This window comes from Desulfovulcanus sp. (assembly GCF_982781345.1).
Genome location: NZ_CEYAEZ010000047.1, coordinates 1 through 20,056, shown reverse-complemented (window position 1 = coordinate 20,056; position 20,056 = coordinate 1). Strand labels below are relative to the sequence as shown.

General features: G+C 43.4%; 18 protein-coding genes. 10 read left to right on the top strand and 8 right to left on the bottom strand.

The window, feature by feature from the left end:
• Positions 1–225: 225 nt before the first annotated feature.
• The 6 genes from purD to AC3WVG_RS08215 form a co-directional block, all read right to left on the bottom strand.
• Positions 226–1,503 (bottom strand): phosphoribosylamine--glycine ligase, encoded by a 1,278-nt coding sequence (gene purD / locus AC3WVG_RS08240; protein WP_488797660.1) that lies wholly within the window; start codon positions 1,501–1,503, stop codon positions 226–228.
• Positions 1,504–1,622: 119 nt separating this feature from the next.
• On the bottom strand, positions 1,623–3,356 hold the full coding sequence (gene mutL / locus AC3WVG_RS08235; protein WP_488797663.1) for a DNA mismatch repair endonuclease MutL: 1,734 nt from the start codon (positions 3,354–3,356) through the stop codon (positions 1,623–1,625).
• Positions 3,357–3,376: 20 nt separating this feature from the next.
• Positions 3,377–5,686 carry an LPS-assembly protein LptD gene (locus AC3WVG_RS08230; protein ID WP_488797659.1) on the bottom strand — a complete coding sequence of 770 codons (2,310 nt, stop codon included), beginning with the start codon at positions 5,684–5,686 and terminating at the stop codon, positions 3,377–3,379.
• Positions 5,687–5,752: 66 nt separating this feature from the next.
• Positions 5,753–6,430, bottom strand: a complete 678-nt coding sequence (locus AC3WVG_RS08225) for a DUF47 domain-containing protein (RefSeq protein WP_488797662.1) — start codon at positions 6,428–6,430, stop codon at positions 5,753–5,755.
• 145 nt (positions 6,431–6,575) lie between these two features.
• Positions 6,576–7,811 carry an inorganic phosphate transporter gene (locus AC3WVG_RS08220; protein WP_488797658.1) on the bottom strand — a complete coding sequence of 412 codons (1,236 nt, stop codon included), beginning with the start codon at positions 7,809–7,811 and terminating at the stop codon, positions 6,576–6,578.
• A gap of 167 nt (positions 7,812–7,978) precedes the next feature.
• Positions 7,979–8,251, bottom strand: a complete 273-nt coding sequence (locus tag AC3WVG_RS08215; protein WP_488797657.1) for a TMEM165/GDT1 family protein — start codon at positions 8,249–8,251, stop codon at positions 7,979–7,981.
• Positions 8,252–8,788: 537 nt separating this feature from the next.
• On the opposite strand from AC3WVG_RS08215, the gene AC3WVG_RS08210 reads away from it, so the two are divergent.
• From AC3WVG_RS08210 to leuB, 9 genes are all read left to right on the top strand, one after another.
• The gene (locus tag AC3WVG_RS08210) at positions 8,789–9,784 is read left to right on the top strand and encodes a PhoH family protein (RefSeq protein WP_488797656.1); all 996 of its coding nucleotides are present in this window, start codon (positions 8,789–8,791) and stop codon (positions 9,782–9,784) included.
• A gap of 12 nt (positions 9,785–9,796) precedes the next feature.
• Positions 9,797–10,225 (top strand): rRNA maturation RNase YbeY, encoded by a 429-nt coding sequence (gene ybeY, locus AC3WVG_RS08205; protein ID WP_488797655.1) that lies wholly within the window; start codon positions 9,797–9,799, stop codon positions 10,223–10,225.
• Entirely contained in the window at positions 10,197–11,474 is a 1,278-nt protein-coding gene (locus AC3WVG_RS08200) for a CgeB family protein (protein WP_488797654.1), read from the top strand. Before ybeY ends, AC3WVG_RS08200 begins: the two co-directional genes overlap by 29 nt.
• Positions 11,475–11,804: 330 nt before the next feature.
• Complete coding sequence (locus tag AC3WVG_RS08195) at positions 11,805–12,449, top strand: phosphatidylserine decarboxylase family protein (protein ID WP_488797653.1); 645 nt, start codon at positions 11,805–11,807, stop codon at positions 12,447–12,449.
• A 35-nt stretch (positions 12,450–12,484) separates the two neighbouring features.
• On the top strand, positions 12,485–13,249 hold the full coding sequence (gene pssA, locus AC3WVG_RS08190; protein ID WP_488797652.1) for a CDP-diacylglycerol--serine O-phosphatidyltransferase: 765 nt from the start codon (positions 12,485–12,487) through the stop codon (positions 13,247–13,249).
• Positions 13,250–13,416: 167 nt separating this feature from the next.
• Positions 13,417–14,955, top strand: a complete 1,539-nt coding sequence (locus tag AC3WVG_RS08185) for a 2-isopropylmalate synthase (protein ID WP_488797651.1) — start codon at positions 13,417–13,419, stop codon at positions 14,953–14,955.
• A 95-nt stretch (positions 14,956–15,050) separates the two neighbouring features.
• Positions 15,051–16,310 (top strand): 3-isopropylmalate dehydratase large subunit, encoded by a 1,260-nt coding sequence (gene leuC, locus AC3WVG_RS08180; protein ID WP_488797650.1) that lies wholly within the window; start codon positions 15,051–15,053, stop codon positions 16,308–16,310.
• 131 nt (positions 16,311–16,441) lie between these two features.
• Positions 16,442–16,936 (top strand): 3-isopropylmalate dehydratase small subunit, encoded by a 495-nt coding sequence (locus AC3WVG_RS08175; RefSeq protein WP_488797649.1) that lies wholly within the window; start codon positions 16,442–16,444, stop codon positions 16,934–16,936.
• A 260-nt stretch (positions 16,937–17,196) separates the two neighbouring features.
• Positions 17,197–18,270, top strand: a complete 1,074-nt coding sequence (leuB, locus tag AC3WVG_RS08170) for a 3-isopropylmalate dehydrogenase (protein ID WP_488797648.1) — start codon at positions 17,197–17,199, stop codon at positions 18,268–18,270.
• Between the two features lie 160 nt (positions 18,271–18,430).
• Here leuB and AC3WVG_RS08165 read toward each other — a convergent pair whose 3' ends face one another.
• Complete coding sequence (locus AC3WVG_RS08165; protein ID WP_488797647.1) at positions 18,431–18,553, bottom strand: DUF4143 domain-containing protein; 123 nt, start codon at positions 18,551–18,553, stop codon at positions 18,431–18,433.
• On the bottom strand, positions 18,550–18,825 hold the full coding sequence (locus AC3WVG_RS08160) for a DUF4143 domain-containing protein (protein ID WP_488797661.1): 276 nt from the start codon (positions 18,823–18,825) through the stop codon (positions 18,550–18,552). Before AC3WVG_RS08160 ends, AC3WVG_RS08165 begins: the two co-directional genes overlap by 4 nt.
• A 472-nt stretch (positions 18,826–19,297) precedes the next feature.
• Here AC3WVG_RS08160 and AC3WVG_RS08155 point away from each other — a divergent pair, with 472 nt between their 5' ends.
• Complete coding sequence (locus AC3WVG_RS08155; protein WP_488797646.1) at positions 19,298–19,855, top strand: diheme cytochrome c; 558 nt, start codon at positions 19,298–19,300, stop codon at positions 19,853–19,855.
• The last annotated feature ends 201 nt before the right edge of the window (positions 19,856–20,056 follow it).

Here is a 20,056-nt window from a genome sequence, read left to right as displayed (position 1 = left end):
TCTAAAACTTGCTTGCGGACAGAGCATAATGGGATATTTTGGGTAAACAAATATTTTTTTATTATCGATAGTTATGGTCAATCTCTCAAAACATTTAGCCCATTCACCCCGATGCTCTGTTTTTCCGTAAACTTCGCCAAGATGGCTTACCCAAGCCGTTTGTAATGCATTTCAGAAACCAAGACTTTCAATCAGCGGTTAAAACAGGGTTTGGCCACAGGCTCTTTAGTTGCCGTATTTTAATCCCTTATCTCCAATATCTCGCCTGAAATACATATCTTCAAAGCTTATTTTGCTGACAGCTGCATAGGCATTTTCTTTGGCTTGCTTTAGATCATCACCCAGGGCTGTAACTCCGAGTACCCTACCACCATTGGTGATAACCTGCCCGTCCTTGAGGCTTGTGCCAGCATGAAAAACTTTTACGCCCGGCAAGTTGTCTGCCTCTTCTATGCCTGATATTTCATGTCCTTTGGCATAAGATCCCGGATACCCCTTGGCTGCCAGGACAACACACATGCTATGTTTGGGGTTAATTTTCAACGGGACTTTATTTAGGGTTCCTTCCACGCAGGCCAGCATGACCTCTACCAGGTCATTTTCAAGACGCATAAGCAGAGGCTGACACTCAGGATCACCAAAACGGACATTATACTCCAAGACTTTTGGCCCGGAATCTGTAATCATCAGACCTGCATAGAGAACGCCTTTAAACGGGTGGCCCATTTCCTCCAGGTGTTGAATTATCGGTTTGATTACAAGATCTGCTGTTTCTTCAAATTTATCTTCAGGCAAGATTGGGGCCGGACTGTAGGCACCCATGCCGCCGGTGTTGGGGCCGGTATCGTTTTCGCCAATACGTTTGTGATCCTGTGAAGATGGAAGAAAGGCAATGTTGTGCCCATCACAGAAGGCCAGGAAGGAAGCCTCTTCGCCCGTGAGGGCTTCTTCAATGACCACCCTCTCACCTGCGGCACCAAATATTTTTTGGACCATCATGTCTTCCAGAGCTTTTTGGGCTTCTTCCATGGTTTCGGCAATAATGACGCCTTTGCCTGCGGCCAGGCCATCAGCCTTAATTACGATAGGAGGTTTTTGAGTAGCAAGATATTCTTTGGCCATGATATAATCATCAAAAGCCTTAAAATCTGCCGTTGGCACCTCTGCTTCAGCCATAAGTGATTTGGCAAAGGCCTTGCTGCCTTCCAATTGAGCGGCAAAAGCCCCAGGGCCAAAACAGGGGATGCCAGCCTTGTCCAGGGAGTTTTTTAGCCCCAAAACCAGGGGGAGTTCAGGGCCGGCTACTACCAGGTCAATTTTTTTGTCCTGGGCAAATTTGACAAGTTCAGGGATATCATCAGCACTTATGGGCACATTTTTTCCTTCTTGTGCTGTTCCGCCATTGCCCGGAGCTATATATAATTTTTTGACCAAAGGGCTTTGCTTTATTTTCCAGGCCAGGGCATGTTCCCGGCCACCTGAACCAACTACTAAGATATTCATAGAACCTCCTTTTTGATGCGAATGTGAAGAAAGGTTGTAGAGTTTGTAAATGAACCTGACAACCTAATAAAACCTAAGAAACTCAACGAACATAATAAACGCAGTGAATGCCTAATAAACTATTTTCTTTTAAACATTTTCTCCAGCAGCCTGTTTTCCAGCACAATAGCCACAGGCCGGCCATGAGGGCAATAGTCTTTATCGGGACATGCAAGCCACGAATCTATCAAACCCATGGCCTCGTCATTGGTTAGTTCCTGCCCGGCTTTTATGGCTGCCCGACATGCCATAAGGATCCACATCTGTTCAAGGGTGTCAATTTGTCTGCTTAAAAGGGTATGCAAAAATTCTTTGGCCTGGCCAGAGTTTAAATCTTTTGGAACAGCCTTTATAAGGACTCTTTCAGGCGTAACCTGCTCCAGGACAAAGCCAAGCTGCATGAGTTTGGGCCAGTAAACAGTCAGAGCCTTTTGTTCTCCTGGCTGGAGACCGAACTCTATCGGAAGAACCAGATTCTTTTTGATTCCTTTAAATCCTCTTCTTTTGTTTTGCTCGTAGAGGATACGTTCATGGGCAGCGTGTTGGTCCAAAATTATGAATTGATTGTTTATTTTCAGGAGCAAATAGGTTTTGTCAATCTGTCCCAGGTAAATGGGCTCATTTAAGGATTGTAGGGGCGCATTGGATACGCCTGAAAAATTTGAGTATTGAATATAAGTGTCTTGTACTGGGTCGTGAACAAACTCCGGCTCAGATGACCGGAATGGTTCTATTGGTTGTTCCGCTGAACGGGTTTGTTGAGGGGGGGGGCTTAGAGGCAGATGCTGGACAGATTTGGGTCGGGAAATAGGAGAATCAGATTTTGGAAGCTCAGGTACAGGGATCCTGGTTATAAAAATTTGTCCAACGGCCTTGACTACCCGAGAGAAAATAAATTGTTCATCTCTGAATCTGACCTCGGCTTTGGCCGGATGTACATTTACATCCACTTCATCTGGTGGGAGATCAATAAACAAAACGGCTTGGGGAAATTCGCGGCTTAAAAGGGTTCCTTTATAGGCTTGTCTCAAAGCAGACAGGAGTAGTTTATCCGTGACCGGCCTGCTGTTGACATAGAAGTAGATACGCTCGGACCTTCCTTGGGCCGTGTCAGGAGAACCGGCAAGCCCGTGAATGTGTAGACTTTCTGCCTCCAATGCAAACGGCTTTAATCCGTCGACAATTTTTTTGGGCCAAATTTTTTGCAGGCGACCTAAAAGCGTTTCGCCGGAAAAAAATCTTAGGTTGGAACGAGAACCGGAAAAAAGTTCAAAGTCAGTATCCAGGTTGGCCAAACTTAAGCGGCAAAAGATGTCAGTACATTTTTTATGTTCTGTGGTTTGTTTCTTTAGAAATTTTAGCCTGGCAGGAACATTGGCCAAAAGGTTCTCTACTTTGACTTTAGTGCCGGAAGGAATAGCTGCCGGACCCTGATCTATGATGCGGCCGAACATAACTTCTACAAAATGTCCTTCCTTTTGTTCGCTGCTGATAGATGAAATGGTCAGGTGAGAGACCGATGCTATGCTGGGCAGGGCTTCTCCGCGAAAACCGAAACTGTTTATAGCCTGCAAATCATTTAAGCTAAAAAGTTTGCTGGTTGCATGACGGGTTAAGGCCAGGGGTAAATCCTGCGCAGTTATGCCATGTCCATTATCCTGGACCTGAATCAGTCTTTGTCCGCCTGCTTCTAACTTGACGATAATCCTTGTGGCCTGAGCATCCAGGCTGTTTTCAATGAGTTCTTTGACCACGCTGGCCGGACGCTCAACCACCTCTCCGGCCGCAATTTGGTTCTGCAGTTCTGGAGGCAGGATTTTTATTTTGCCCAGGGTTATCCTCCAATGCTGCCCAGGTTGAGCAGGTTAAGTCTTAGTTCGTAACGATCTTCAAAGTCTGTGCGGGTAAAAATAAGGTCCAGGGTAAAGCATTGATGCAGGTAAGTAAGAGTTAGCGAACGTATAAGTTCCTGGTCAAGTTCCAAGTCTTTACTATAGGAAATTCTAGCCCTCCAGTTAGGAATAAAGTCAACCTGGGAACCTAGATTTAAGATTTTAACTCTGTTCTCACGCTTACGTTTATACTCATCGATTTTTTCCTGAAAATCCAGACCGAACCAGACGGATATCTTTTCAGGCCAGGACAGGGTCAAGTAGTGTTCATGTTCCGTGACTTTGTTTAGATAAAAAGAATAGTAGGTCTTGGAAGTTAGAGATAAATATCGATCAGGTTTTAAGGTGAGATCAGCAAGCAGGTCAGAAAATGGTCTCCGGGGATAATTGTCAAGGTCGGTCTTGCGTCTTGACTCCCGGAAATCATAGCTTTGTTCGAGCTTTAGGCGCAAGAAATCAAGATAATCCTTGTTGATGGTCGTGGAATTGGTCTCTGCATCAGCCACCAGCGTGTCTTTGCGGCGGGTAACCAAATTGATCAGAGAATAGGTTAACTGGTCTTCGGCCCCAATGCGGTCTATAGAATCAAAATAGGGTAGTTCATCCTGGTCTTTTTCCGGAATATAAGTGTAATCAAGTTTCGGGGTTATTGTGTGCTTGAGCATAGTCCACTCTGACTGACCAGGTTTTTCAAGCTTTGCGCCCGTTTCAAGATCATAGAGACGAAACATTTCAGTACTAGCGCTGAGGGCTATGTCATAAATTCCCCTTGATTGCTGCCTGTGCTGTGTGTCTCTATCCTGTGGGTCGTTTTCAAATTTATCAATGAAATAAATTGTTTGTCGCCAGCCGACCTTGGGGATAAGCGTGAGATAGCTGGTTTTGAGAGGAAGGCTTATTTTGGGATGGAGGTCAATTCTGGTCCCTCTTGTCCCATATTCTCGCCAAAAATAGACCAATTGATTTTCGGCTTCAAATTCAAGAGGAGTACGGGCAATGGGTGTTTTATAAATATCCAGATTTAGTTCTGGCAAACGTTGAAGTGTGGGGTTTTTGGCCGGTTCCAGATTGTTATTGGCATATTTAAGGTTTTGTGTGTAAACAACGCGAGCATCAAGGCCAATATTAGTCCAGCTTCTGGACAGACTCAAGGTATTGGTGCGGGTAAGATCGTCATTGTCCTCAATATCCCTACCAAATTGTTTTAGCATTTCTCTTCTAGTCCGCTTAAAGCCGGAAAGACCACTGTGAAACTCGCGTAAATAGTTTTGATCAGAAACAATATCCAGGTCTATCTTGGTTTTCCATTCAGGAGAGAAAAGATAACCATTATATTTTCCCCGAAGCCAGAAACGGTCTGTATTGGGTCTAATCAGGCCGTCGCCCTGAAATTGAGGGTCTTCGTCAGCTTCGGTCTTTTCTTTTTTGTCCTTTAAATAGTCAAAGCGCCAGAGCCCTTTGGTAACAAGATTTGGAGTGTGCCGAAATTCCAGGCCATGCATGATTCCTTTTCGGCTATAATAATTTTCAAAAATAGTGAAATCGTTTTCATCATCAATTACCTGATAGTAAGGTTGGTTGATGTTCAAGCCCAGACGGTCACTGTGGCTTATTTGAGGAATCAGAAGACCGCTTTGGCGTTTGGTTTTAACCGGCACAATCAGATAGGGAGCATAAAGGACAGGTTTACCTTTTACCTGAAAGCGAGGATTCCAGAGCTTTGCATAGCCATCGATGGTTAATTCACCCTCAGAGGTTTTCAATGACCAGGCCGGACGCTCGCCATTACAACTGGTCACTGTTGCTTCTTTGAATTTGTAAGTATCTTTTCCCGTTTTCTCCAGTTGTTCGCCTTTAAAGTAAATATTTTCTTTGGCCAGGAATATTTGGCCGTTTTTGAGCCAGCCTACTTTATTTTTTAAATCAAATTCAGCTTCTTCAGCCTGTAGATAATCTTCCTGCCATTTGATTTTGACGTGGCCGCGTAAATAGACCCAGTGAGTATCCGGATAAAAGCGGGCATAGTCGGCCTGGAGATAATCATCTCCTTTAAAGAGGAAAACAGACCCGGATGCTTCTACCAATCCGGCATCTTTTTGGGCCACAATTTTGTCCGCTTCCAATTGCCAGGGGATTTCCCTGGCAAAGGCGCAAGTTACTACACCCAGGCTTAGAAGCAGAGTAATCAAACGGGAAAAGGTAGACATGCGTTTATTGTATTGTTTGTTTTGTGATAATAAAATCGAACTCAACAAACCTGATAATGAAGTCAATAAACGCAATAATGAACTCAATATACTCATTAATCAACTCAAAAACTATCTGGCGATCATGGCCCTTAAGATATCTGCACAGTTCTCACAATTATGGCCCATATTATCCAGGCAGTCCACAAAATGGATGAGCTGGTAGATATCTTTAAAGTCCAGGTCTGAGTTATAGATTTTAATGGTCAATTCTCTCTTGGCACGTTGGATGTTGAATCTTTGTTGGCGCACTGCCCGATATTTCTCCTTAGTTCCTTCGCGATCTAATATCTCCCCATGGACAAAGGCGATTGTGGCTTTCAGGGCCGGTCCCAATAATTCTGTGGCTGAAGCGACTTCATCAATCAGAAAGATGAGATCTTTTTGAAATTCTTCAGGGATAACCACCTGACGCATACCAAGCCATTGGAGTGCATCCTGGGCTGAATCCAGGATATTGTCCTGACTTTTAGTATAGTTTAAAAAGAGTGTCTTATCTACAGCCATAAATAGGCTACGAGGCAGATGGTTGCGGATATTTCGTTTGATTTTGTCCGCGTGGTTTTCAATTTGATCAATTTCTCTGGTCAGTTCCTGAAACTCGCGACAAGCGCCTCCTCCAGATACATAGCATTCCAAAGATTCTTTGATAATTTTTACGCACCCAGCTATTTTATCATAGTGCTCTACCAGTCCTTCCATGGGGGAACGTGGAGTTAATAGACCAAAAAAAGGTATCTTTAGCATAATATATCCTCCTTAATTAAGTCGTCGTTAGGGAGTTTTGTGTTTATTAAACAAATGTTATAAAATATATAAACAGATTCTACAAACAAAAAAAATATCCGGCTTAATTATAAAAAAATTCAATCTTGTTTTTTGGTCGGGTATTAATTTAATAGATAATCCATTTCAATATTTGAAAAATAATTATACTGGTAAGCGCAGCAATGGGCACGGTGAGCACCCAATAGACAACGATTCTGCCAAGAACCTTAAAGTCCACGGCAGTAAATCCTCTGGCCAAGCCAACACCGACCACAGCACCTACCGCAGCATGGGTGGTTGAAACCGGCAACCCAAGATTGGATGCGGCCAAAACGGTACTGGCCGCGCCAAAGTCCACGGCAAATCCACGCGTGTTGGTCAAGGTGGTTATCTTTTCGCCTACTGTGGCCATGACTTTATGTCCCAGGACAGTTATTCCAACTGCGATGCCTAGTCCGCCCAGAACCAAAATATAGGTTGGAATTTCGGCTTTAGCCAGGAGCATATGTTGCTTGGATATTAGATAGATGGCTGCAACCGGACCAATGGCATTGGCTACATCGTTGGCGCCTTGAGAGAGAGCAACGTAACAGGAAGTGCCAACCTGCAGACGGCGAAAAATCATCTCTACCCCTTCAGCTCCTTCCAGCTTGTCGGTAACGATTTTTTTTACGAAGTAATTTCCGAGAGCCCAGATAAATGTGGCCAGGGCCAGGGCAATGAGCAGGGAAATTGACCAGGGCAGGTGCAGCTTTTTACCAATTGGGGTTTTATATAGAAAAGATAGGGCAATTAAAAAAATAGTCAGCCCCATCCAGATAGGTCCCCACTTCTGGGCTTGTTTGAGAAACTCGCGACGAAAGAAAATGGTTCTGCGAATGTGGGTAAAGATCAGGTAGGCTATTGTCGCCGCAAAGAAAGGTGAAATAATCCAGGAAAGAACAATACCCCCCATTTTTAACCAGTTGACCACAGAGGGTCCGCCAGCCACGAGGCCGAAGCCTAATATCCCTCCGACAATGGAGTGGGTTGATGAGACTGGCAAGGCAGTTAGGGTGGCTACGAGCACCCACAGGGCTGCGGAAAGAAGGGCGGCAAACATCCCTATCATGATTATTTTGGGGTCAGTGATATATTGGGCATTGATAATGCCTTTGCTGATGGTGGCTGTGACATGAGAGCCTAAAAAAACAGCACCGACAAAGTTTAAAATGCCGGCAATAAAAACTGCCTGCCGCACTGTGATGGCCCTGGCACCGACTGCGGATGCCATGGAATTGGCCACATCATTCGCTCCCAGATTAAAGGCCATAAGAAAACCGGCCCCTAGCGAAAGATAGAAGAAAAGATCGTAAAGATCCATTTGGCAAACTCCTTTCTTGGTAATTCGTTGTTTTTAGTCCGTGGTATGGGCTCTAGAATTTTTGTGCTGGATAAAAATTTAATTTTTCAGGCTCGTCCCTCTCACGGAATTTTAACCTTCTAATCCTCCATGTTGGGGCAACCGGCCGGGGTTGCCACTATCAAGCTTTATACCTTATCAAAAAACATTAAAATGCCTACTAGGACAAAACCAGAGGCAGCGATTTTCTTGATTAGATCACCGGAAATATAGTGGCAAATAAAATTGGCGAAGAGTACGCCTAAGAAACTTACACTAATAAGGGCAAGGGAAGAGCCTACAAAAACCGTCCATGGTTTTTGGGTTTTGGCAGCCATCATTATACAGGCCAGCTGGGTTTTATCTCCTAGTTCAGCTAGGAATAAAGTCCCAAATGTGGTTAAAAGCAGTTTAAAGTCCATATGACCGCTCCGATTGATTTGAGATTGGTAAGGTTTGGTCAGGAAACTAGAAAATCAAACCGCCTGCTCATAACCGAAATCGTTTCGATTTTCTAGTGAAAAAAGAGCTCTCACAACCGGGTGCATTCTCAGTCTGCTGGGCTACCAAATTTTCTCCCACATGAGCCTTATTATTTTCTGTTAGATGAGTCCGGCTTAGGTTTTTATGCTACAATTTTATCGTAATTATTTCACAATATTTCCACATTTGACGTGGTAGGTGCAGCTAGCAAATGCGCCCCTCTCAACCTTGTTGTTTTGACATTTTTATATGAGCCATTTAATTACCTTTTAGGGGAGGTTGCTCGTCTTGAGGTTGAGTTGACCTAAATATGAGTTTGATTAAGCTTTTTGTGATCTTTAAAATTCCGCATCACAAATTATGAATTGAGATGTTTGCAAAAGTATGCTTAAAGTAATTTTGTTACTCTCCCTCGCCATGACGCATAATCACAATAGTTTAGTCTATTTGAGGAATTTTTAAGATAAAGGAAAGTAATGGAAAATTTTTTAGAAACAAGTATTACCTTTAAAGACAGTGCCTTGGTTCAAGAACTATTTGGACCCTATGGACAGAATCTGGACATAATCCACAAGACCACAAATACCTTGATAGAAAGCCGGGGGACAAGCATTTACCTCAAGGCCAGAGATAAGCACTCCTTGGACTGGGCCAAAAATTGTTTGGTACAATTTTATGACCTCTTAAAGTCGGGGTATAAGGTTTATCCACAGGATATTGAAGCGGGGCTTAAAATACTATCCAAGGATAGTAATGCCAGTTTAAAGAAGATTTTTAAGCAGGAAGTATTTGTGGTTTCGCCCAGGAAGACTATTGCCCCCAAGACATTAAGCCAGAGAAACTATTTGCAGGCTATAAAGGACAGTGATCTTGTCTTTGGGATTGGGCCGGCTGGAACAGGCAAGACCTATCTGGCAGTAGCGGTGGCAGTATCCTTTTTGATGCAAAAGAAAGTCAAGAGGTTGATTCTAGCCAGGCCTGCTGTGGAAGCAGGGGAAAAACTCGGTTTTTTGCCCGGTGATATGCTGGAAAAGGTCACCCCATATTTAAGACCTCTTTACGATGCATTGCATGATATGCTTGATTTTAGGAAAGTCCAGGAAATGTTGGAAACAGGCGTGATTGAAGTGGCACCGCTAGCCTTTATGCGAGGAAGAACATTAAATGACGCCTTTATTATCTTGGACGAGGCTCAAAATACTACGCCGGAGCAGATGAAGATGTTTTTGACCAGGATGGGTTTCGGGTCCAAGGCGGTGGTTACCGGCGATGTGACCCAAATTGATTTGCCAGGGACAACGAAATCTGGCCTGATCCAAGCCCAGAGAGTCTTAGAGAATGTGAAGGGAATCAAGTTTGTTTATTTTGATGAACAGGACGTCATCCGTCATAATTTGGTCGGACGAATTGTTAAGGCCTATGAACGATATGAGAGCCGGGAAGAAGAAGTTGAGAAGCAAGGAGGAAGATAAGAAGTTGAGAAGATGATATATTTAAAAACAAATTCTCGTATAAATCCTACGCTGCCTATAAGCAAACGTGAACTTTTACCCATCCTGGAAAAAATCATGTCTTTTTTGGGGCTGACTGAAAAACATCTAGAAGTGGAACTGGTTGATGATCACAGCATTGAAGAATTAAATAAAAAATTTTTAGGCTGTGTTGGTCCAACCAATGTACTTAGTTTCCCAGCAGAAGATGAGAATAATCCACAGCTCTTGGGGCAGCTGGTTTTAAGCATCGATACCTTAAGCAGGGAAATCTTTTTATATGGTCAAGAGGAACAAGAGCATCTTGTGCGTCTGCTTACGCATGGGATTTTACATTTGGCTGGTTTTGAGCATGGGATGCTTATGGATGATATGACCCAAAGCTGTATTGATTATGTCAGACAAGATGAAGAAGAAACTTAAAATCCTCGTTGTCCTGCCCATGTATGGCCGCTCTTTACCCATAGGCCAGTACTGTGCTCAGGCACTTAAAGATATGGGGCATCTGGTTGAGGTGTTTGATGCGCCTGAGTTTTACTCGGCTTTTACGGCCTTAAAGAAACTTCGAATTCGCTCCACTGATTTGGAGTACCTGGAAAATAGCTTTTTACAGGTAGTCTCCAACGGTGTGCGGGCCAAGGTGGACAATTTCGGGCCTCACCTGGTTCTGGCAATGGCTCAAGCGCCTTTGAGCAGGCAGACTTTGAACCAATTGCGCCGGGATGGCGTGGCAACCGCCATGTGGTTTGTGGAGGACTATCGAGTTTTTGGCTATTGGCGGGCTTTTGCTCCTTATTACGACTTCTTTGCCGTGATCCAAAAAGAGCCTTTTTTTTCTGAACTGAAAAAAATCGGAGTGAATAACTCTCTCTATCTTCCACTGGCTGCCCAGCCGGATTTTCATCGTCCCCTGAATTTGAGCCCTGTTGAAAAAAAAATGTATGGTAGTGACGTATCTTTTTTAGGGGCAGGTTATCCTAACAGGCGAAAGGCCTTTAAGCAGCTTTTACATTATGATTTTAAAATTTGGGGCACGGAATGGGATGGTGATGTGGCCCTTGCCCCCTTGGTACAAAGAAATGGGCAGCGCATAAGCCCTGAAGAGGCTGTAAAAATTTTTAATGCCAGTAAAATTAATCTCAACCTGCATTCCAGCATAAGAGAGGATCATCTGGTAAGCCTTGGCGACTTTGTCAATCCCAGGACCTTTGAATTGGCTGCTTGCGGTGCTTTTCAATTGGTTGATAAGCGTAGTTTACTTGGAGAACTTTTTGCCCGGGATGAACTGGTCACCTTTAAAAATTTGGATCAGTTGCAGGAGCAGATAGACTATTTTCTGATACACGAGGAAGAGCGCCAGCTTTTTGCCGGCAAGGCCAGGGCCAGGGTGCTTAATGAACATACTTATGTGCATCGAATGCAGACCCTGCTTGATTATATTGATGAACAACTCGACTTTGAAGGACTTAAACAGGAGCATGAACCCTGGTGGACAGACTTGCCCGAAGATTTACAGGAAGAACTCGAAAAGCTTTTGGATAAGCTGGGACTGGCTAAAAATGTGGATTTTAAAGATATTGTTCATTTCATCCGACAGGAACAAGGGAAGCTTACTCCTCTGGAAACAGCAATCCTGTTTCTGGATGAGTGGCAAAAACAGTATGCGCGTTAAAAGGTTAAGAGTTCAACTTTCGGAGTTAATTTACGAACACATTTTCTTCAATGCTAACAAAGAGTTGGACACATCTAAGGCTTGCTTGCGGGCTGTGCATAAAGGGATTTTTGGGTTAAGTGTTGCTCAAAATAGTTTCTGTATTTATGTTGTGTTTTGATAGTTTTATAGGGTAGCCCCCCCGATGCACGGCTTTTCCGCAAGCTTTACCAAGATGTGTTACCCAAGCCGTTTATAATGCGTTTCAGAAAATGCGCTCGCCAAAAGCGTTGAAATTCTAGAGAGTTAGACAACTCAGAAAGTTGAGTTAAAAGGTTAAAAGGAGATAAGATGTTAAAACCCGGTATTGGATTTTGCCTTGAAGGTTTGCCAATTATCATCTGGACATTTTTGGCTACCATTGTCTTTGCTTTGCTGGAATGGAATTTTTTGGCTATTTTAGGTTTAGCCGCATCACTGTTTGTACTCAATTTTTTTCGTGATCCGCAGCGGGTAGTTCCTCAGGAACACGGTCTGGCTGTGGCTCCGGCTGACGGCAAAGTAGTGAAAGTGGAAAAAATGACAGACCCTTTTTCCGGCCAGGAAAAGACGGCCATTTGTATCTTTATGAATGTTTTTAATGTGCATGTTAACAGATCCCCTATAACCGGACAGGTAGAAGGGATAAAATATTTTCCCGGTAAATTTATAAACGCCTCTTTGGATAAAGCTTCTAAAGATAATGAGCGCAATGCCATATTGTTAAAAGATAAAGAGGGAGAATTTTGGACAGTGGTCCAGATTGCCGGGCTCATTGCACGGCGCATTGTCTGTTGGGTTGAGCATGGGGATCATTTGCATCGTGGAGAGCGGCTGGGAATGATAAAATTTGGTTCCAGGGTTGACCTTTATCTTCCTGATGGATATGAACCATTAGTCAAGATAAACGATAAAGTATTTGCCGGTCAAAGTATAGTTGCAAGAAAAAAGGCATAATACTAAAAATATAACGCATTACACTTATAACAGGTATGGTTCAGGACATTCGTCCCAAACATAAAGGATTTTATATCCTGCCCAATTTACTGACTACAGCCAGTCTGTTTTCTGGTTTTTTGGGCATGCTTTGGGCCATTGAGGGGCGGTTTGAGCATTGTGCCATAGCCATTTTGGTCAGCTGTCTTTTTGATGGTATGGACGGCAAGGTGGCAAGGCTTACCAAGGCCAGTTCTGATTTTGGCGTCCAGTTCGATTCTTTGGCGGATTTGTCCTCGTTTGGGATTAGTCCGGCAGTAATGGTTTATTTATGGCAGACGCATAAATTTGGGCGTATTGGGTTGGTAGTCAGTTTTCTGCTTGTGGCTTGCGGTGCCTTAAGGCTTGCGAGGTTTAATGTTCAAGCTAAAGAGTTGCCCAAAAAGTTTTTTATTGGTTTGCCTATCCCGGCTGCTGCCTGTACTTTAGCTACCCTGGTCTTATTTTCCGAGTATATTCCGGAAAATTGGGTTGAGCCTGTTTTACCTAAACTGGCCTTGATTTTGACCTTTGTTTTGGCCTTGGCCATGGTTAGTAGGATAAAATATGCTTCCTTTAAAGAAGTGGAAGTAGTCAAGGCCCATCCTTTTACAACTACGGTGAGCATTATCATGCTCTTTGTTCTGGTAGCATCCGAGCCCAAGTTGCTCGGTTTCTTGTTCTTCATAGGCTACTTGTTCTCCGGTCTTATTTATACTTTCCTAATACTACCCCTACGTAATTCTTCCAAGCTACGGGAGCCCCGTAAGGAGCTCTCGTAAACCACTTAACCCCCCACATATTAGGACGTTTTTAGGTCCTTATTTCAAGCCAAAACTTACTGGTTAAATTGATTTGATTGGCTGAAGTTGCCTACTTAATTTATATTTATACTGTGCGGGCACAATGCTTTGTGTCCCTACTCAACTCAACTTGAGAGGAGGTAAAAATGTCAGATAAGGTATTTATTTTTGATACGACTTTGCGTGATGGGGAACAGTCCCCGGGTGCGACCATGAATTTGCAGGAAAAGGTGCGTCTTGCCAGGCAACTGGAAAAATTAGGCGTAGATATTATCGAGGCTGGATTTCCTGCAGCCAGCCAGGGCGATTTTGAGGCCGTGCAAAATATCGCCAGGGCTGTAAAAAATTGTCAGGTGGCAGGGCTTGCCCGGGCAGTGCAACGCGATATTCAAACCGCCTGGGATGCGGTAAAAGAGGCTGAGAATCCACGCATTCACACCTTTATTGCTACATCTGACATCCACTTGGAATACAAATTACGCAAGACCCGGGAACAGGTCTTGGAAATGACAAGAGAGGCAGTCTCTTTTGCTTCCTCTCTTTGTCCAACTGTAGAATTTTCCGCTGAAGATGCTTCCAGATCAGACTGGGACTTTCTGGTTCAGGTGGTGGATGTGGCCATAAAAGCCGGAGCCAGGGTGATCAATATCCCGGATACTGTAGGCTATGCCCAGCCCCAGGAGTTCGGACGTCTGATTAAATATCTTTTGGAAAAGGTTCCTGATAGTGATAAGGCTATTTTCAGTGTTCATTGCCATAATGATCTGGGCCTGGCTGTTGCCAATACCCTGGCCGCGATTGAGGCTGGAGCAAGACAGGCTGAGGTCACTATAAGCGGTATTGGGGAGCGTGCAGGTAATGCTGCCTTAGAAGAAGTAATTATGGCTCTTTGTGTACGCAAGGATTATTATAATTTGGAGACCAATATTGTCACTGAGCAAATTTTCCCTTCCTGTCGTTTGTTATCCATGATTATCGGGCAGCCCATACCTCCATATAAACCTATTGTCGGGGCCAATGCCTTTGCCCATGAATCAGGTATTCATCAGGATGGTGTGTTAAAGCATCGTCAGACCTACGAAATCATGACTCCGGAAAGTATAGGAAAAACTTCCAGTGATCTGGTCATTGGTAAGCATTCGGGCAGACATGCGCTCAAGCAGAAGCTGGAGGAATTGGGTTATAGTCTGGAGGAAGAGCAGATCAATCAAGTGTTTACAGCAGTCAAGCGTCTGGCCGATAAAAAGAAACAGGTTTATGATGAAGATGTAGAGGCTGTTGTTCTGGAAGAGATTTTCCGTATCCCGGATAAATATGAATTGATTTATTTATACTGCACTGCCATTTCCGATGACAAGGCTTCGCCCAGTGCTGCCCTGAAGATGAAGGTTGATGGCGAAGAGAAACAGGAAGCAACCTTTGGCGTGGGACCCATTGATGCAGTATTTAATACCATTTGCAGATTAACAGAACGCAATCCTAAACTTTTGCGTTATTCTGTTAATGCTATTACTGGCGGAACTGATGCCCAGGGTGAGGTTACAGTCAGACTGGAGGAAAATGGAGTCACTGCTGTTGGAAGGGCGGCTGATGCTGACATCATAGTAGCCAGTGCCAAGGCCTATATCAATGCCTTAAACCGGTTGGCTAAGAAGGAAAAGGAGAAGCGGGTTAATGTTGAATGATGGATGTTGAATTGAAAAACAGGGTTAACCTAACCACTCAACTATTTAACTACTCAACTACTTAACTACTAAACTAAAACAGGAGGAAGAAATAAATGGAGCAAACCTTAGCCCAAAAGTTATTGCAAAGAAACTGTGCAGAAGAAATCAAAGAACCTGGGCAGATTGTCCAGTGTAAAGTTTCCCTGGTTTTGGCCAATGATATTACAGCTCCCCTGGCCATAGAATCTTTGGCTAAAATGGGTGCGGATAAAGTTTTTGATCGGGACAAGATCGCTCTGGTCTGTGATCATTTTACTCCCAATAAAGATATTGAGTCTGCTGAGCAGGTTAAAAAAGTGCGCGAATTTGCCAGAAAGTTGAACATCACCCATTATTATGAGGGGGGAAATGTTGGGGTTGAGCATGCACTTTTGCCCGAACTGGGCCTGGTCGGACCGGGCGATATAGTAGTGGGCGCTGACAGCCATACCTGCACTTATGGTGGCCTTGGAGCCTTTGCAACGGGTCTTGGTAGCACGGACATTGCCGGGGCCATGGCCTTGGGCGAGACCTGGTTTAAAGTGCCAGAAAGTATTCTGGTTAATATCTTTGGTGAATTAGATAAATATGTCGGTGCCAAGGACCTTATTCTTTATCTTATTGGTCAAATCGGGGTTGATGGTGCCCTGTATAAGGCCTTGGAGTTTACCGGGGAAGTAGTGGAAAATATGGATATTGAGGGCCGGATGACTATGGCCAATATGGCCATTGAAGCCGGGGGAAAAGTTGGATTATTTCCTGTCGACTCAAAAACTCTTGCCTATGCAAAAGAGCACGGGCGAGATGGTGATGAACAGATTTTTCCTGATCCTGGTGCTGAATATGTGCGTAGGGTAGATATTGATGTTACAGGGATGTCTCCACAGGTTGCATGCCCACATCTGCCGGAGAATGTACGTCCTGTGGAGGAGTTAAAGGATGTTGCCGTGGACCAGGTTGTACTCGGTTCATGTACCAATGGCCGGATTTCAGATTTAAGGGATGCGGCCAGAATTATTAAGGGGCATAAGGTGGCTAAAAACGTGCGTTTTATTGTGCTTCCGGCAACACCTGCTATTTATCGTCAGGCCTTGGAAGAGGGCTTATTGGAAATTTTTGCTGAGGCTGAGGCCATAATTGGGCCACCAACCTGCGGCCCGTGCTTGGGCGGACACATGGGTATTTTAGCTGCCGGAGAAAAATGTCTGGCAACCACCAACCGCAATTTTAAAGGCCGCATGGGAAGCTTAGAAAGCGAAGTTTATCTGGGCAGTCCCATGGTCGCAGCTGCAACAGCCATAACTGGTAAAATTACTCATCCGAGGGAAATTTAATGTTGAATGTTGAATGATGAATGTTGAATTAAAGAGTCTGGCAACTCGATTACTTTTTTGCTCAATTATTCAATCATTCAACAACTCAACTACTAAACTACTCAACCACTAAACCAATACGGGAGGAAAAGGTGCAATATACAGGCAGAGTCCATAAAGTAGGCGATCATATTGACACAGACGCCATTATTCCGGCCAGATTTTTGGTCACTACTGATCCTGAAGAGTTGGGTAAAAATTGTTTTGAGGGGCTTGAGGAAGGTTGGATCAAGCGAGTGCAACCTGGTGATGTTATTGTTGCTGGCAAGAATTTTGGTTGTGGTTCATCCAGGGAGCATGCGCCCATAGCTATTTTAGGTGCTGGAATTAACGTGGTCATTGCCCATAGTTTTGCCCGTATTTTTTATCGTAATGGATTCAATATGGGTCTGGTTTTATTGGAAATCGGAGACAAGATCGAGGAAATAAATGAAGGTGATGAGCTGCAAATTGATGCGGTTAAGGGAGTGATCGAAAACAAGACAACGGGCCAAACCATTAAAACAGCCCCTATTCCGGAGTTTATGCAAGAGATTTTACAAAAAGGCGGACTGATCAATTATGTTCGGGACAGATTAAGTGCGTAACTTCTCAAGAAGTTGTGGCAATGCATGGTGCAGTGGGTAATTTTTTTCGCCCGTTCGCTTCGCTTACTAGAGGCACAGAGACACGGAGTTTTTCGCTGAGCTCTGCTCAGGTAGCTGTTTTTGGTACAGGCCTGGCTGGGCCTGCAAATTCTCTGTGACTCCGTGCCTCTAGCGACCAACGGGAGCGGGTGAGAGATTAAAAGAATGGCCACTAGTTATTGAAAAGGTACTTAAGAGCAGCCTAAAGGAGGAGAATAAAGATGGAGTTTAATATTTGCTTGCTCCCAGGAGATGGCATCGGGCCGGAAATAGTCGAGCAGGCGGTTAAGGTTTTGAAAGCTATTGGCCAAAAGTTTGGTCATGAGTTTGTCTTAAAACAAGCATTAATTGGTGGAGAGGCCATAGATAAAACCGGTTTTCCTTTGCCTGAGGAGACAGTAGAGATTTGTAAAGAAAGCGATGCTGTACTCTTGGGGGCTGTTGGCGGGCCAAAATGGGATAATATAGACAAAGACAGGCGCCCGGAAAGGGGACTTTTAGGTATCAGAAAAGAACTGGGCCTGTTTGCTAATTTGCGGCCGGCAAAGCTATTTTCTGAGCTCAAAAATGCTTCTCTTTTACGTCCGGATATTGTTGATAAGGGAATAGACCTTTTGGTGGTAAGGGAACTTACCGGCGGGATCTATTTTGGCCAGCCCAAAGGCGAAGAAGTTCGCGATGGAAAGCGTGTGGCCTTTAACACCATGATTTATGATGAGGACGAAATAAGAAGAATTGCACGCCTGGCCTTTGAACTGGCGCGTAAAAGAAGAAATCTCGTCACTTCTGTGGACAAGGCAAATGTCCTGGATGTGTCTCAGTTATGGAGAGAAGTAGTCGAAGAAGTCAGTAAAGAATATCCGGATGTTACGCTTAATCATTTGTACGTGGATAATGCCGCCATGCAGCTGGTGCGTGATCCAGCCCAGTTTGATGTAGTAGTAACCTCAAATTTGTTTGGTGATATTCTTTCAGATGAAGCAGCAGTAATTACCGGTTCATTGGGCATGTTGCCCTCGGCCTCCATGGGCGAGAAAAGCCCGGCCCTTTACGAGCCTATTCACGGCTCAGCCCCGGATATAGCCGGTCAAAACAAGGCTAATCCTTTAGCCACTATCCTTTCAGTGGCCATGATGCTTGATTATTCTTTTAACCTGAAAGAAGAAGCCAGAGCCATTGAGCAGGCAGTGCAAAATGTCCTGGCAAAAGGTTACAGGACCGGAGATTTGCTGGAAGAAGGCAAACAGCTTGTGAGTTGTTCTGAGATGGGTGATTTAGTGTGTAAAGAAATTTAATGCATGTGTCTGCCATGCGCCTGCAAAAACTCCGCTTCGCTGTTTTTGCAGGCGCATCTTAAACTATGAACTCCAGAAAATTATCCTTTGAAATTTGTTCAAAAGAAGCTTCAGGATAAGTATTTATCCAGAGCTTCGGAGCTTTTTTTCGTCTGGGAACCTATTTAATTTCATAACCAGCCAACTTGCCGTCAACTTCCTCCACCAGATCGATTTCCTGCCGGTCATAAGTACGCCAGAAATAATGCCTGGTATGGGTTTGCAAATATGATTGCCTTTTCAACCTCTCCACAAAAATAAAATTTTCCCATAACTCACCAAAACATCGTTGCGCAAAGATAGAGGATTAAAATTATTGATTACGGCATTTAAAATGCCATTATCCAGAAAATAATATCTTGCTGTCTTTGAAACTTCTTTACGCAAGTTACGGGCAAACCCTGTAACCTTTTTAATCACAAAACACTTTTCCAGCAAATCAAGATAGCGCTCCACTGTCTGTTTGGCCAGACCAATCCTGGTGCCAAGTTCAGACAAAGATACTTCTTTCCCAATTTGAAAGATGCGCCTGCAAAAATTTCGTTTTTGTAGGCAGTTTTGAGTTATTTCAAGTAGTTATGAGATTATATTTTTGTAAAAAAGTTGATTTTTTAGTTTTAGCAGTAGTGTCTTTCAAAATAATATTTGATAAAATTATTATTTTTTATCTTATTGGTAATATAAGAATTAATATTTTAATTTTATATAGACAGTATTGGGTAAGTGGTAAATCATCTAGGCTCAATTTGACAAATTAAATGAAAAATTTTTTACAAGCGAGGAAGATTTGCAGGGCGCAGAATGTTGTTTGTTGTGTATATTGTATTGAAATGCTTAACTTCTTAGTAAATTTGAAAAAAGAGCTCTTCTCTTGATTTTGAGGTGGAAATATGGTTTGTTTTGTTTAAAAGGTGAGGTTAGAAATAATATATAAAATAAGTTATGTGGTAACGACTAATAAGACAAATGAAAACAGAAGGGAGTTGTCATGAAGGCATCAAAAACTATGATTTTAATCGGTTTTCTTTTTCTGTTGCTGCTTCCATCTTCTGTTGTCATTGCAGACGATGACGACCATGATGATGACTATCACCACGGTGATGATGACCGTGATGATCATGATGAAAGTTATTTAAAATCTGTGAACAATCCAACCTATGAAGCAGAGTGTAGTGGGTGTCATTTCCCTTATCAACCAGAGCTGTTGCCTTCCGCCTCTTGGATGAAGATCCTTAATCAATTAGATGATCATTTCGGAGAGGTAGTAGAAATTGATCCTGATTCAAAAGAAATTATTTCTGATTATCTAAAATCGAATAGTGCAGAAAACTCTTCGTCAGGACTTGCTGTTAAAATTATGCGAAGATTAGGAAATCATGTTTATATGAGGATTACCGATATCCCTTATATCATAGAAGAGCATCATGAGCTAAACCCTGAAGTTTTTGAACGTGAATCCATTGGTTCATTATCAAACTGTATTGCATGTCATACAACGGCCGAAAGAGGTATTTATGACGATGATAATGTAAAGATACCCCGATAAGGCACACATAACAATCGTATTCAGCTGACCCCAAGCACGGCGGCGGTTTTTTCAAGTGTACTAGTCAAAACAAAATCTGACAACCTTAACTAAATCTTACAACTGCCAGAAAGGATAACCACTGTCAGATTTTGTTTTGACTAGTACACCTAAAATTTATTAAAAATAACCTTTGCAAGATAATTTATATCCCAGGCAGCC